Source organism: Ensifer adhaerens (assembly GCF_028993555.1).
In the GTDB taxonomy this organism is placed as follows: domain Bacteria; phylum Pseudomonadota; class Alphaproteobacteria; order Rhizobiales; family Rhizobiaceae; genus Ensifer; species Ensifer adhaerens_I.
On the sequence record NZ_CP118610.1, the window covers coordinates 2,439,382 to 2,452,965 of the forward strand.

Annotated in this window: 13 protein-coding genes and 1 riboswitch; of the genes, 6 read left to right on the plus strand and 7 right to left on the minus strand. The window is 62.4% G+C overall.

The features are described from left to right. Positions 1-47: 47 nt before the first annotated feature. Positions 48-1,601, minus strand: coding sequence for an amino acid permease (locus PWG15_RS11915; RefSeq protein WP_275019982.1), 1,554 nt, complete (start codon positions 1,599-1,601; stop codon positions 48-50). Between the two features lie 113 nt (positions 1,602-1,714). Next, a complete protein-coding gene (locus PWG15_RS11920) occupies positions 1,715-2,488 on the minus strand; it encodes an N-formylglutamate amidohydrolase (RefSeq protein WP_275024410.1) in 774 nt (257 codons plus the stop codon). Between the two features lie 175 nt (positions 2,489-2,663). Here PWG15_RS11920 and PWG15_RS11925 point away from each other — a divergent pair, with 175 nt between their 5' ends. The 6 genes from PWG15_RS11925 (at position 2,664) to PWG15_RS11950 (ending at position 8,609) form a co-directional block, all read left to right on the plus strand. Beyond that, positions 2,664-3,542: a MurR/RpiR family transcriptional regulator gene (locus PWG15_RS11925; RefSeq protein WP_275019983.1), complete on the plus strand. Its 879-nt coding sequence runs from the start codon at positions 2,664-2,666 to the stop codon at positions 3,540-3,542. 204 nt (positions 3,543-3,746) lie between these two features. After that, the gene (locus PWG15_RS11930; protein ID WP_275019984.1) at positions 3,747-4,853 is read left to right on the plus strand and encodes an ABC transporter substrate-binding protein; all 1,107 of its coding nucleotides are present in this window, start codon (positions 3,747-3,749) and stop codon (positions 4,851-4,853) included. A gap of 185 nt (positions 4,854-5,038) precedes the next feature. Further along, on the plus strand, positions 5,039-5,920 hold the full coding sequence (locus PWG15_RS11935; RefSeq protein ID WP_275019985.1) for an ABC transporter permease: 882 nt from the start codon (positions 5,039-5,041) through the stop codon (positions 5,918-5,920). Beyond that, a complete protein-coding gene (locus tag PWG15_RS11940; RefSeq protein ID WP_275019986.1) occupies positions 5,917-6,699 on the plus strand; it encodes an ABC transporter permease in 783 nt (260 codons plus the stop codon). The genes PWG15_RS11935 and PWG15_RS11940 overlap by 4 nt, the downstream gene beginning before the upstream one ends. An 11-nt stretch (positions 6,700-6,710) precedes the next feature. Continuing rightward, positions 6,711-7,772, plus strand: coding sequence for an ABC transporter ATP-binding protein (locus PWG15_RS11945; RefSeq protein WP_275019987.1), 1,062 nt, complete (start codon positions 6,711-6,713; stop codon positions 7,770-7,772). 121 nt (positions 7,773-7,893) lie between these two features. Further along, positions 7,894-8,044, plus strand: a riboswitch (FMN riboswitch). A gap of 91 nt (positions 8,045-8,135) precedes the next feature. Beyond that, positions 8,136-8,609, plus strand: a complete 474-nt coding sequence (locus PWG15_RS11950) for a 6,7-dimethyl-8-ribityllumazine synthase (protein WP_275019988.1) — start codon at positions 8,136-8,138, stop codon at positions 8,607-8,609. Positions 8,610-8,959: 350 nt separating this feature from the next. Here PWG15_RS11950 and PWG15_RS11955 read toward each other — a convergent pair whose 3' ends face one another. From PWG15_RS11955 to PWG15_RS11975, 5 genes are all read right to left on the minus strand, one after another. Continuing rightward, complete coding sequence (locus PWG15_RS11955; RefSeq protein ID WP_275019989.1) at positions 8,960-10,243, minus strand: low temperature requirement protein A; 1,284 nt, start codon at positions 10,241-10,243, stop codon at positions 8,960-8,962. A gap of 265 nt (positions 10,244-10,508) precedes the next feature. After that, positions 10,509-10,952: a D-erythrulose-4-phosphate isomerase gene (locus PWG15_RS11960; RefSeq protein WP_275019990.1), complete on the minus strand. Its 444-nt coding sequence runs from the start codon at positions 10,950-10,952 to the stop codon at positions 10,509-10,511. 43 nt (positions 10,953-10,995) lie between these two features. Continuing rightward, positions 10,996-11,763 (minus strand): triose-phosphate isomerase, encoded by a 768-nt coding sequence (locus PWG15_RS11965; RefSeq protein ID WP_275019991.1) that lies wholly within the window; start codon positions 11,761-11,763, stop codon positions 10,996-10,998. After that, positions 11,760-12,539 carry a DeoR/GlpR family DNA-binding transcription regulator gene (locus tag PWG15_RS11970; RefSeq protein WP_275024411.1) on the minus strand — a complete coding sequence of 260 codons (780 nt, stop codon included), beginning with the start codon at positions 12,537-12,539 and terminating at the stop codon, positions 11,760-11,762. Before PWG15_RS11970 ends, PWG15_RS11965 begins: the two co-directional genes overlap by 4 nt. Before the next feature lie 106 nt (positions 12,540-12,645). Further along, complete coding sequence (locus PWG15_RS11975; RefSeq protein ID WP_275019992.1) at positions 12,646-13,578, minus strand: sugar phosphate isomerase/epimerase family protein; 933 nt, start codon at positions 13,576-13,578, stop codon at positions 12,646-12,648. Positions 13,579-13,584: the final 6 nt, after the last annotated feature.

Genomic DNA, 13,584 nt, shown 5'->3' on the forward strand with positions numbered 1-13,584 from the left:
AGAAAAGGCGGAAGTCGCGGTCGCGCTCCCGCCCATTGTGTCGTTGATCAGATCTGGCCGACGGCCTTTTCGGCAGCGGCGATTTCGGCCTGGCGGCGTGCCACTTCGTCGCCGATCGGCGGGCCACGGAAACGGCGTCTTTCGAGGCCGAACCAGATCACGCCGGTCAGCACCAGGAAGCCGACGGTCACATAGAGTGCCGGATCGTTCGGCGGCTGAACGCCGAGGATGAAGATCAGCACCATGGCGATGATCGAAAGCACGGCGAAGAGCTTGAACATGGCCTCGCCGAGGTTCCACGGCCCCATCTTGTCCCACTTCGACGTTCCCCAGGCGAAGAGGCCGAGCGTGATCGGGATCGCGAAGGAGAAGAACAGGAAGATGACCGTGCACGAAACGACGATCGTGTAGACCGGTGTCTCACCGACCTTCATGAAATCGAGCGAGGTGAACCAGACGAACAGGACCGACAGGATCGAGCCCGTCCAGATCGCGGCAACCGGCGTGCGGTAGTTCGGGCTCACCTTGGCAAGCGCCTTGGAGGCCGGCAGGCCGCCGTCACGCGAAAACGCGAAGATCATGCGCGACACCGAGGTCACCGTCGCCAGGCCGCACAGCCACTGGCTGACGAGGATGGCAAGGTAGAGGATGTCCTTGATGATGGGGCTTACCTGCGCATCCATCGCCCAGAAGAACACGTTCCAGCCCTGCTTGGCGGCTTCATCCATGTTCGGGATCATCAGCACGAACGAGCACAGCATGATGTAGCCGAACAGCGCCGACCACAGCACCGAGGAAACCATGCCGCGCGGCACGGAATGCGCGGCTTTCACCGTCTCTTCCGAGGTGTGCGCCGAGGCATCGTAACCGGTGATCGTGTAGATCGGCAGAAGCAGACCGAGCAGGAACACCCAGGTGCCCGAGGTCTCAGGCCAGACATTGCCGCCGGCTTCGCCGGAATAATTGGAGAAGGTGAAGAGACGGGCGATGTCGTAGCTGTCGGCAGCCGTGAGGCAGACGAGCGCCAACAGGATCGCCGTTGCGAAGATCAGGTAACCGGAGAAGTCCGTGAGCTTGGCGGTCAGCCCGATGCCCATGTGGTTCACGAGCGCCTGAGCGCCGGTGATGATCGCGAGGAAGACGATACGCGTCGTGATCGTGTCCTCCAGTGCGAAATAGGGCGTGCCGAAGGAACCCATGAAGAAATAGTAGGTGCCGACGTTGATTGCGCCGAGAACGGTGACGAGGCCGAGCAGGTTGAACCAGGCCGTCAGCCAGCCGGTGAAGCGATTGCCGAGGATCGAGCCCCAGTGATAGAGGCCGCCGGCCGTCGGATAGGCCGAGCTGATCTGCGCCATGGCAACAGCGAACACGAAGGAAATGAAGCAGCCGAGCGGCCAGCCGATACCGATCGCGGCGCCCCCTGCGCCAGCGGTCGCCTGGGCGAGCGAATTGATACCGCCCGAAAGAATGCAGATGATCGAGAACGACACCGCGAAGTTCGAGAACTGGCTCATGCGCCGCTCGAGCTCCTGGGCGTAGCCCATCGAGTGCAAGACACTCATGTCCTGCTTTTTGTCCAAATCACTGTAGTCTGACATTTTTCTTCCCCTGATTTCTTCAGACCAGGCCGCCCCATTGCGACTGGGTCCCATCAACCACCTGCCCCGGTGAACCGGCACAGGACCGCGGCCATGCCGCTCCCCAGGGTCTTTTATTGTGCTGAAAGTGCCGCTGCGCCCTTGCGGAGCAATCCTTCCAGATAGTCGGCCATGACCCTTTGGCCGATGTCGTTGCGAATGAGATCGTTGCGGATCTCGATCATCACATTCGGCAGTCCATTGCGGACGCCGTATTCGATCAGGCTATGGGTGACGCCGTCGGCCGGGCCGTAGGGCTCGTTGCGGCGAATGTCGTAGGCGACCTGGCCCCTCGTCGCGGCGGTCAGCATGTGGTCGGCAAGGCGGCTGTCCGCATCGTGCAGGATTCCGACCTCGACGGCCCGCTGCTTGCCGAAATAGACGGGCGTGAAACTGTGCATCGTCACCAGCACAGGTGGCCTGCCGGCGGCCTTGCGCTCGGAAACGAAGTGCGCGACGGAATCGTGGAACGGTCGATAGATCTCATCGACCCGCGCCTGCCGCTCGTCGTCGGTCATCGTCCGGTTTCCCGGGATCTCGTAGACTTCGCTCAGAACCGGCATCGCCGCCTCAGCCTCCGGCGGGCGGTTGCAATCATAGGCAAGCCGCGAGAAGCGCTGGTAGATCAGCGCCGCATCGAGCTTGGCGGCAAGAAGCCTGGCGACGGCAAGCGCGCCCGGGTCCCAGGCGATGTGGCTTTCGAGCGCCTGCTCGGTAAGCCCGAGGTTTCCCAGCCGCTCCGGAACCCGGCGTGAGGCGTGCTCGCAGACGAGCACGACGTCGCCCTTGCCTGCGGCGTTTTCGATCGCAACCGGATCGCCATCTGCTTCGGTCAAAAGTCGCGTCAACACCGGCATCCCCTCTTGCCCCGTTAGACGTTCGTTAATGAAAAGAATTCTTCAGAGATTGGCGAGTGTCAATCGAAATCTGAAACGATCTCTTCAAAATTGCGATTGACTCCAATTATGACAGCGATGTTTAATCTGTCACAAACCGGCTCTAGATCGGTTCAGGGGAGACAATTTGACCAGCAAGGCTGCATCCACGACGGTGTCGGATGTGATCACTGCCCACTTCACTGCGCTGACCCGCGCGGAGAAACAGTTGGCAGAGACGCTTCTCGACAATTATCCCGTCTCGGGGCTCGGCTCGATCACAACGGTCGCCGAGAACGCCGGTGTTTCGACACCGACCGTCGCACGCATGGTGCAAAAGCTCGGTTTCCGCGGTTTTCCGGATTTCCAGGCAAGGCTGCACCAGGAACTGGAAGCGACGATTTCCAATCCCATCACCAAGCATGACCGCTGGGCCGCCAATGCGCCCGGCACCCATACGCTGAACCGCTTCGCCGATGCGATCACCAGCAATCTTCGCGAGACGCTGACGCAGATCGAACCTCAGGATTTCGACGAGGCCGCCGCCCTCATCGCCGATCGCAAGCGCAGCATCTACCTGCTCGGCGGCCGTATCACTCACGCCCTTGCCGATTATCTCTTCACCCACCTCCAGGTTATCCGGCCGGGTGTCACCGAGATCGCCGCCAATGCCAGCGCCTGGCCGCACTACGTGCTCGACATGCGTCAGGGCGATGTTCTGATTCTCTTCGACATTCGCCGCTACGAGCAGGAAATGGTGACGCTCGCCAAGTCCGCCCGCGAGCGTGGCGTCGAGATCGTGCTCTTCACCGATCGCTGGAGTTCGCCGGTCGCCAAATCCGCCTCCCGGGTGTTCCGCTCGCAGATCGAGGTGCCCTCGGCCTGGGACAGTTCGGTGGTGATCCTGTTCTTGATCGAGGCGCTGATCGAGGCGGTGCAGACTTCGAACTGGGAAGAAACCCGGGATCGGATGAAGACGCTCGAAGGCCTTTTCGATTCCACCCGCATTTTTCGCAAACCTGTCTAGGAGAACTCGCCGACACGTTCACCGACTTTCATGCAGTTATGCGACAGTTGCCCGCCCGCTCAAAAAAACAAATGTTCTTCCAACGACATACGCGGCGCGAACGGAAAAACAGCTGTCACATTACTTTCATCGCATCTCTTTAACAGCCTAGCCGAAATCGACTGAAACCCCGCGAATTTGACTAAACCCATAAGGAGAACACCAGTGATTTCAAGAACCCAACGCCTGCTTTCGCTCTCCACCGCCATTTTCCTGGCGACGACCGCAATTGCCGCTGCCGAGCCGAGCGCCGAGCTCATCGCCGCCGCCAAGAAGGAAGGCATGCTGACCACCGTCGCCCTGCCCCACGACTGGTGCGGCTATGGCGACGTCATCGCGTCCTTCAAGGCCAAGTATCCGGAAATCCAGGTCAACGAACTGAACCCGGACGCAGGCTCGGCCGACGAAGTCGAGGCGGTCAAGGCCAACAAGGACAACAAGGGCCCGCAGGCTCCTGACGTTGTCGACGTCGGCCTCGCCTTCGGCCCGCAGATGAAGGCCGAAGGCCTGCTGCAGCCCTACAAGGTCTCCACCTGGGACGAGATCCCGGACAGCGTCAAGGACGCCGAAGGCTACTGGTACGGTGACTACTACGGCGTCATGTCCTTCCTCGTGAACAAGGACCTCGTAAAGGACTCTCCGAAGGACTGGACTGACCTCCTGAAGCCGGAATATGCCGGTCAGGTCGCTCTCGCCGGCGATCCGCGCGCCTCCAACCAGGCGATCCTCGGCGTTCTCGCTGCTGGTCTTGCCAAGGGCGCGAAGGCCGGCAAGGAAGCCGGTGAAACCGGTCTCGGCTACTTCGCCGAGCTCAACAAGAACGGCAACTTCGTTCCGGTCATCGGAAAGTCCGGCACGCTCGCCCAGGGCTCGACCCCGATCGTGGTTGCCTGGGACTACAACGCGCTCGGCTGGGCAAAGACGCTCAACGGCAACCCGCCGACCGAAGTCGTCGTTCCGGCCAGCGGCGTTCTCGCCGGTGTTTACGTCCAGGGCATCTCGGCCTACGCGCCGCACCCGAACGCTGCCAAGCTGTGGATGGAGCACCTCTATTCCGACGAAGGTCAGCTCGGCTGGCTCAAGGGCTTCTGCCACCCGACCCGCTTCAACGCCATGGTCAAGGCTGGCAAGGTTCCGCAGGCCCTGATCGACGCCCTGCCGCCGGCAGCAGCCTATGAAAAGGCCTACTTCCCAACGCTCGAAGAAGTCGACGCCAACAAGGCCGCCGTCACCGGTGGCTGGGATGCCGTCGTCGGCGCGAACGTTCAGTAAGCCTTTCCACAGACATGTCGCCCCGGCCGGTTTTCCGGCCGGGGCGACATGGGTTATTCCTAAGAAATTCAAGTCTTTGGACCGGGATGAGGACAGTGTGTGCGGGTTCCCGCCAGCATCCCGCTCCAGCTTGCAACTATCAATAACGCCCGCGTCGATAACGCGGCTTCAGGGGCGCGAACGGAATGTCATCTGCTAAACCCGACGCCAGCCCGCCGGCGCGTCGCCTACCGCTTCACTGGCTGGGCATACTGCCCTTTGCCGCCTTCGTAACGCTGTTCCTGTTATTGCCGACGATGAAGATCGTGGTCGGCGCCTTTCAGACGCCGGAAGGCGGCTTCACGCTGGCAAACATCCGGGGCCTGTTCACGCCTTCAATCCTTGCAGCCTACTGGATCTCGATCAAGATCAGCATCGCCTCGGCGCTCCTCGGCTGCCTGATCGGCTTTGCAATGGCGTCCGCCATCGTCTTCGGCGGGCTGCCGAAGGGTATCCGCGGACCGCTCCTGACATTCTCCGGCGTCGCTTCAAACTTTGCCGGCGTGCCGCTCGCCTTCGCCTTTCTCGCGACCCTTGGTCCGGTCGGTATCGTCACCGTGTTCCTGCGCTCGAACTTCGGCTTCGACTTGAGGATGCTCGGCTTCAACCTCCTGTCCTTCTGGGGGCTGACGATCACCTATCTGTTCTTCCAGATCCCGCTGATGATCCTGATCATCACGCCGGCGCTCGACGGCCTGAAGCGCGAATGGCGCGAGGCAGCCGAAATTCTCGGCGCGACCGGTCTCCAATACTGGCGCATGGTCGCCTTTCCGATCCTGCTTCCCTCGCTACTCGGCACGCTGGCGCTGCTTTTCGCCAACGCCTTCGGCGCCGTCGCCACCGCCATCGCGCTCACCGGCTCGTCGCTGTCGATCGTACCGATCCTGCTCTTTGCGCAGATCCGCGGCGACGTGCTCGGCAATCCGCACCTCGGCTATGCACTTGCCTTCGGCATGATCGTCGTTACCGGCATCGCCAATGCGATCTACATCTGGCTGCGCAGCCGCAGCGAAAGGTGGCTGAAATGAAGAAGATCTGGGCCTGGGGGGCCCTCGTTTTCGGCCTCCTCTATTTCACCCTGCCGCTCATCGGCATGACCAACTTTTCCTTGAAGATGCGCCGCGGCGAGTATTCCTTCGACGCCTATCAGAAGGTCTTCGCCGATCCGCGCTTCCAGGAGACCTTCACCTACTCGGTGATGCAGGCGCTGTTCACCATCGTCTTCGGCGTGCTGCTCGTCGTGCCGACGGCCTATTGGGTCCGTCTGAAGCTGCCGCGCCTGCGCCCGGTTGTCGAGTTCATCACGCTGCTGCCGCTGGTCATTCCGGCGATCGTCATCGTCTTCGGCTACATCCGGCTCTACAACACCTCGAGCTGGCTGCCACTGACGGGCTCGCTCACCGGCACCAACATCCTCCTGATGTTCGGCTATGCGACGCTTGCTCTGCCCTACATGTATCGTGCGGTGGATACGGGGCTGAGGACCATCGACGTCGCCACCCTGACCGAAGCCGCCCAGAGCCTCGGCGCCGGATGGGCGACGATCCTTGCCAAGATCATCCTGCCGAACGTGCTCGTCGCCGTGCTCTCCGGCGCCTTCCTGACCTTCGCCATCGTCATCGGCGAGTTCACCATGGCGGCGCTGCTCAACCGCCCGGCCTTCGGTCCGTACATGCAGCTTCTTGGCGCCAACCGCGCCTATGAGCCGGCAGCACTCGCCGTTATCGCATTCGGCATCACCTGGGGCTGCCTCGGCCTCATCCAGCTTGTCTCGCGCTTTCAAAAAAGCGCGCCTCCTAAGGCCTGAGGACCGCACCTATGAGCTTTCTGTCACTCACCAGCATCAAGAAGTCCTTCGGCCCGGTTCACGTCGTGCACGATTTCAACATGGACATCGAGAAGGGCGAATTCGTCTCCTTCCTCGGTCCGTCCGGCTGCGGCAAGACGACCGTGCTTCGCATGATCGCCGGCTTCGAGACACCGTCTGCCGGCTCGATCGTGATCAACGGCAAGGACCAGGGATCGCTGAAACCCAATCAGCGCAACATCGGCATGGTGTTCCAGGCCTATGCGCTGTTTCCCAACATGAACGTGCACGACAACGTCGCCTTCGGCCTGAAGATCGCCGGCACGGACAAGTCGGAGATCGACGCACGGGTGAAGCAGATGCTCGGGCTGATCAAGCTCGACCATCTGGCGGACCGCTTCCCCTACCAGCTCTCCGGCGGCCAGCAGCAGCGCGTGGCGCTTGCCCGCGCCATTGCGGTCAAGCCGCAGGTGCTCTTGCTCGATGAGCCGCTGTCGGCGCTCGACGCCAAGATCCGCGTGTCGCTGCGCGAAGAAATCCGGCAGATCCAGCAGCAGCTCGGCATCACCACGGTTTTCGTCACCCACGACCAGGAAGAGGCCCTGTCGATCTCCGACCGCATCGTCGTCATGAATGCCGGCCGCGCCGACCAGATCGGCACGCCCTTCGAGATCTACAACACGCCGTCGACGCGCTTCGTCGCCTCTTTCGTCGGCACGCTCAGCATCATCGAAGGCAAGGTGGCGGATCCGGCATCCGGCGCAGTGACGATCGGCAACCAGCAGATCGCATTGAAGGACCCGATTGCCGGCATGAAGGGCGGCGACAGCATTTCGCTGGCGCTCCGTCCGGAAGCCGGCTCGATCGCCGAAGGCGCCAAGGGCGATACGGCGCTTGCCGGCGAGGTCGTCTCGACGAGCTTCCTCGGCTCGGTCATCCGCACGCGACTTCGTGTCGGCGGTGACGTCATCTCCTTCGACATGTTCAACAATCCGGGCGTCGCCCCGCCGGTCTCCGGCGACAACGTTACGCTGCGGTTTGCCGCCAAGGACCTGCTGGTTATCCGCGAGTAGCAGATTTATGCCATCGGAACGATTTCTTCCGATGGCGTCAAACCCTGGAAAATTCTGTCGTGATTTCCAGCATTTTCGTCGCACCGTGCGTTTGACCACGCGCGGGCGAGCTATATAGTCGCGTTGTTCTCAGGGCGGGGCGAAATTCCCCACCGGCGGTAGCGAGGGAAACCTCGAAGCCCGCGAGCGCTTTGGAGCTCACGCTTCAGGGGTCAGCAGATCCGGTCGAATTCCGGAGCCGACGGTCACAGTCCGGATGGAAGAGAGCAAGCAGGAACGTGGCCCCGCGACGGGACCCCGCGCGCATGCATGTTCGCCCGACGGGATCATTGGAAAACGCCAAACCCTGAAAGGCTTGAGACCATGACCATTCTTTCCCACCCCGCCGCCAAGATCGCGATCGTCCGTGCCCGTTGGCACGCCGATATCGTCGACCGTTGCGTCGATGCCTTCGTCAAGCAATGGACAAAGCTCGGCGGCTCAGCCGCCGACGTCGAGATTTTCGACGTGCCGGGCGCGCTCGAAATCCCGCTGCATGCCCAGACGCTGGCAAAGACCGGCCGCTATGCCGCGATCCTCGGCACCGCCTTCGTCGTCGACGGCGGCATCTACCGCCACGACTTCGTCGCCGGCACCGTGCTCGACGGCATGATGCGCGTCCAGCTCGACACCAATGTTCCGGTGCTTTCCGCCGTACTGACGCCGCACAATTTCCAGGAAAGCGAGCCGCTGATCGCCTTCTTCCGCGAACACTTCGTCACCAAGGGCACCGAAGCGGCCAACGCCTGCGCCCAGATCCTCGACGCCCGCGCCAAGCTGGCGCTGATCAACGCCTGATCGGCAAGGCGGCTGCGCAACGCGCCGTCTCCGCGGCCGCCCCTCATCCGGCCTGCCGGCCACCTTCTCCCCGCGCGCGGGGAGAAGGGCACCTGTGGCGCCCTTGTCGCCCGAACGCACCCTTGGCTATCGAGAGAGACCGTCCACATCGGGTCAATCAGAGGCTCCTGACGACGAAAGAAGCTCGTCCCCTCTCCCGGGGAGAGGATCAGGGTGCGGGGCAAGGCTCTCCGAACGCTCCAGGCTCGCAGGTCGCACGACCACATACCCGTTGAATCAACCTCTGAACCACTTGAATCAAACCGGCAGCGCCAGCCGCCAAGCCCCTGTTCCAGCTCTCGAATTCTCTCCTACCGTACCGTCTTACCGTCCTGCAGACTGCGCTCCAGCGCCGCCATGCGGTGGCGGTGTCCAGCCGCCTCATAGCCGACGATGGTGACAACAGGCGCGAACATCAGGATGATCAGACACATCGCCATATCGAGCCCGGCCATCGCCGCAACGACGGACGCCGCCAGCACCAAGGCCGTGCCTGACAGCAGCCAGAGATGCAGCCGCTCCGTCTGCCGCAAGAGATAGGCGTACATCGCGTAGAGTAGTCCGATGTAGAACGCGACCGGCACGGCGACCGTCAGTACAGTCGCGACCGAACTGATGTGCGCCTTGTGCTCGATGTAATAGGCCGCCACGTGCAGGCCGGCGCCGGTGGCAACGATCGAGGCGAAGATCGGTATGTGGCCATAGCCCCAGACGAAGGACCGCTTGAGGCGGTGGTGGTGCAGCACCTCGGCGCTCGGCAAAAGGAAATAGATCCACCACATGCCGAACGTGAGCCCGGTGCCGGCAAGGCAGACGAGCGCGACATCGAGGTTCCAGCCCTCGCCCTCGACCACCGCCGAGATCGAGGCGACCGTGCCGACCACCCCCTCCCCGAGCGCGATGATCGCCAAGAGCCCGTAGCGCTCGGCGATATGGTGCGCATGCCAGGGTGTGCCGCCATAGCGCATCTCGGCAACATAGGGACCCAGCATCTCGATCGCCGTCAGCGCGACGACCATGGCAAAGGTCACCGCCAGCGAGAAGTCGAAGAAGATCAAGATGATCCAGCCAAGCTGAGCGACGCTGATCGCCCATACATAGGCCATGCAGGCCTCTCGCCGTGTCGGATCCTGCCGGCTGGCGCGCAGCCACTGGATGACCATCGCAAGGCGCATGACCACATAGCCGAGCACCATCACACCGTTGTTGAGATGCTCGCCCTTGTCGATCGATTCGAACATCGGCGGCAGGCCGATTGCGAGGATGAGCACGCCGACCATCTGAACCATGGTGACGCTGCGATAGATCCAGTCGTCCGTGTCGTAGGCCGATGCGAACCAGCTGAAATTGATCCAGGCCCAGCAGATGGCGAAGGTGGCAAAGCCGAAGCCGACCAGGCCGGCGCCAAAATGCCCCTCGGCGAAGAGATGCGCCAGCTGCGACGCCGCCAGGCTGAAGGCGATCACGAAGGTGAGATCGAACAGCAGCTCGAGCGTCGTCGCCGTCCTGTGATGCTCGTGGGTGTCGCGGCCGCTCATGCGCGCCACGTGGTGATGGCTGCTCGGATGCGGCTCAGTCGAGGTAGTTTCGCTCATGCGGTGACGCCCCTTTATTGACGATCCGCAAGCATATTCAAATATTTGCGGAAGCGTCGTCAAGGCAGGTGCAAGCCGGATGTTAAAAACGCCCGGCATCTCTGCCGGGCGTTTCGTCACGATGCCTGAGGGAGGATCAACGGGCGTCGCGATTTGGTGTTCAGGCCCTAGATCACGATGATTTGCGTCGGGACGACCAAATCATGAACGTGATCGATTCCCTGGTGAGAGCGGAATGCGGGCGGAAAACCGCACACACTTTTCCTCATCCCGCTCTAACGGAGTCGAGCCGGTCGATCGCCTCGACGTTGCCGGCCGAAGGACCACCCGGATCGAATTCGGACGCAAGCCAGGTATCGACGATCGACTTTGCCAGCTCCGGCCCGATGACGCGGGCGCCCATGGTGATGATCTGGGCGTTGTTGGATTTGGCCGCACGCTCGGCCGAATAGGTGTCGTGGGTCAGCGCCGCGCGAATGCCTGGCACCTTGTTGGCCGAAATGCAGACGCCGATGCCGGTGCCGCAGAACAGGATGCCGCGCTCGTTTTCACCGTCGACGACCGTCTGCGCCAGCTTCTGCGCGAGATCCGCATAGTAGCCGGACTGACTAAGGTCCACGACCTCCACATCGCTCCTGCCCGCCAGGTGGGCGGCGATGACATCCAGCAGGGGCTTGCCGGCGCTGTCTGCCCCGATTGCAATCTTCATGATTGTTCCTTTCCATTCTTCAGGAACTGCCGCGGCCGAAGGCTCAGATCGCCTTTGCAACCCGCTGCAGAATGTCGAGATAACCAGTGACGTCCCAGGCGGAGCGGCCGATGAAGAGACCGTCGATATGCGTCTCAGCGATCAGTTCTTCGCAATTGCCGGGATTGACGCTGCCGCCGTAGAGCACCGGCACACGCCGTCCGAGTGCGGCTTCCGCCACGTCGGCGATGCGCTTGTGGCGCTCGTTCGCATAGTCCGACGTCGCCGGAATGCCGTTGACCCCGATCGCCCAGACGGGCTCATAGGCAAGCAGGATCGTCGCCGACGCCGCCTCGCCGTCGAGAAGCGCCAGCGCGCCCTCGACCTGGCGCTTCAGCACCCGATCCGCCTCACCTGCCTCGCGTTCGGCAAGCGTCTCGCCGATGCAGATCAGCGGCACCAGCCCATGGCGCACGGCAGCCGCCGTCTTCAGGCCGACGGTGCGATCCGTCTCGCCGAAATGTTCGCGACGCTCGCTGTGGCCAAGCTCGACCACATCGAGGTTGCAATCCGCAAGCATCAGCGGCGACACCTCACCGGTCCAGGCGCCGGCATCGTCCCAATGCATGTTCTGCGCACCGACCTTGACGCTGGTTTCAGCAAGCCGCGCCTTGACCTCACGCACCGCCGTAAACGGCGGAATGACGAAGCGCTGGATGCGTTCGTCGCGCGACGCGTCGGCAGCCACAAGGCCGTCGGCAAAGGCCATCGCCTCCGCCAGCGTCTTGTTCATCTTCCAACTGGTGCCGACCCAGAGCCCGGACTTGCTCATGCTTTCTCCTTGCGACTATCGACCCTGACCAGCCGGATGCCCGCCTCTTCAAGCGGCGCGGCATGCTCCGCCGAAACTTCGGCGCCGGTCAGCACCGCGTCGAAGGCATCGAGCCCGGTCAGGAAATGGAGCGCCGAGCGCCCGAATTTGTCGTGGTCCACCAGCAGGTACTTGCGCTTCGCCGCTTTCACCATCAGGCGCTTGGCCTGCACCACCTCCTGGTCCTGGTGGAAGGCGGTCGTGCCCTCGATCGCCGAGCTCGACAGAAAGGCGATATCGACGCGCAGCGAGCGCAGCGCCTCGTCGGTAACGATGCCGAAGAAGCCGTTGAACTTCTTGCTGTACTGCCCGCCGAGCGCGATGACGTTGATGCCCGCCGCGCCCGAAAGGCCGGTGATCACGCCGAGATTGTTGGTGATGACCGTCAGCGGGCGGATGTCGCGGATGCACTCGGCGATCGCGCCGGTCGTCGAGCTGTCGTCGATCAGGATGCTCTGCCCCGGCTCGATCAGCGAGGCCGCATGCTCGGCGATCCGCCGCTTTTCGGCGGTGGCGATCTTCTCGCGGTAGCGGAAATCGCTTTCGAATTGCGGGCTCGACTGGATCGAGGCCCCGCCATGGACCTTGCGCAACAGACCGGCCTGCTCGAGGTCGTCGAGATCGCGATGCACGGTCATCTTGCTGACGCCGAAGCGCAGGGACAGGTCTTCGACAGAAGCGGTTCCCGCCTCCATCAGCACATCCATGATCGCCTGTCGCCTGTCTTCCGGCTTCATCGTCTCTGTCCCGATCACGCGCAGCCTCAGCCGCGCTCACAGTGAGAAGATAACACCTATTTGTGATATTTCAATTTTCCATGTGTGATTTTGTTATCTTTTAATGTTATTTCTGTGAATGATTAAAACCCGTATCGATGTGGGGCTCCCAGAATTCGACGGATTCCCGGATCATCTCGACGACGTTGTGATCGGTCGGCTCGCGCTCGCGGAAGGACAGCTCCAAGCAGATCTCGTTGTCGGTGCCGCCACCGGCCTTGACCGCGCCGATGAGCTTCTCCGGCGTGATGCGGCCGTCCCTGTTGTAGGCGGCGGTAAACGGCCAGTGGCCGCCCTTGTTCATCGACGACTGCTTGATGTGGATGATCGGCGAGCGCTCTGGGAACGCACCTGCCCAGGCATAGGGATCGATGTCGTCGGGGTTGTCGGAGGTGACGTCGCCGTGGTCGATGTCGACCATCATCTTCATCGGGATCGGCAGTCCTGCCTCGGCCAGCCGCCGGTCGAGCGCCCGGCACTCGGCGATCGTGTGACCGAATTCGCGGCCGACCGACATCGGCTCCCAGAAGACATAGGAAAGCCCCGCCGCCTTGCCGTGCTCGGCGACTTCACGCCAGCAATCGATGGCGATCCGCATCATCTCCTCACGCCGCGCGGGGTCGTCATAATCCTTCAGCGTAAAGATCGCGAACTGCGTCCCCATGCCGGAGGCGCCGAGCTCGGCGGAAATATCGGCAAAGGTCTTGAACCAGTCGACGTAGTAACGCCGCACGTCCGGGTCCGGATGGCCGAAATGGTTGAGCCGGCCATAGGGCCCGGTCATGCCCGAGGTAATCTTCACGCCGGTGCGATCCAAAGCCCTGCGAAACTGCCGGATGCTCTTGGCGATCGTCGCCGCCGGCCAGCCCGGATTGACGAATTCGTGGGTCAACTGCACGTAGCCGATGCGGATCTTCTCGGCGATCGTATCGATCAGGTCGTCAGGCTCGGCGAAGCGGTTGACCAGCGGATTGGTGTTGAGCGACAGCGTGAAGGCCACGACCTT

What these genes read in the sequence shown, in the direction of transcription:
- PWG15_RS11915 (WP_275019982.1), bottom strand. Translation starts at nt 1,601, where the DNA reads ATGTCAGACTACAGTGATTTGGACAAAAAGCAGGACATGAGTGTCTTG.
- PWG15_RS11935 (WP_275019985.1), top strand. Translation starts at nt 5,039, where the DNA reads ATGTCATCTGCTAAACCCGACGCCAGCCCGCCGGCGCGTCGCCTACCG.
- PWG15_RS11940 (WP_275019986.1), top strand. Translation starts at nt 5,917, where the DNA reads ATGAAGAAGATCTGGGCCTGGGGGGCCCTCGTTTTCGGCCTCCTCTAT.
- PWG15_RS11945 (WP_275019987.1), top strand. Translation starts at nt 6,711, where the DNA reads ATGAGCTTTCTGTCACTCACCAGCATCAAGAAGTCCTTCGGCCCGGTT.
- PWG15_RS11950 (WP_275019988.1), top strand. Translation starts at nt 8,136, where the DNA reads ATGACCATTCTTTCCCACCCCGCCGCCAAGATCGCGATCGTCCGTGCC.
- PWG15_RS11955 (WP_275019989.1), bottom strand. Translation starts at nt 10,243, where the DNA reads ATGAGCGAAACTACCTCGACTGAGCCGCATCCGAGCAGCCATCACCAC.
- PWG15_RS11960 (WP_275019990.1), bottom strand. Translation starts at nt 10,952, where the DNA reads ATGAAGATTGCAATCGGGGCAGACAGCGCCGGCAAGCCCCTGCTGGAT.
- PWG15_RS11965 (WP_275019991.1), bottom strand. Translation starts at nt 11,763, where the DNA reads ATGAGCAAGTCCGGGCTCTGGGTCGGCACCAGTTGGAAGATGAACAAG.
- PWG15_RS11970 (WP_275024411.1), bottom strand. Translation starts at nt 12,539, where the DNA reads ATGAAGCCGGAAGACAGGCGACAGGCGATCATGGATGTGCTGATGGAG.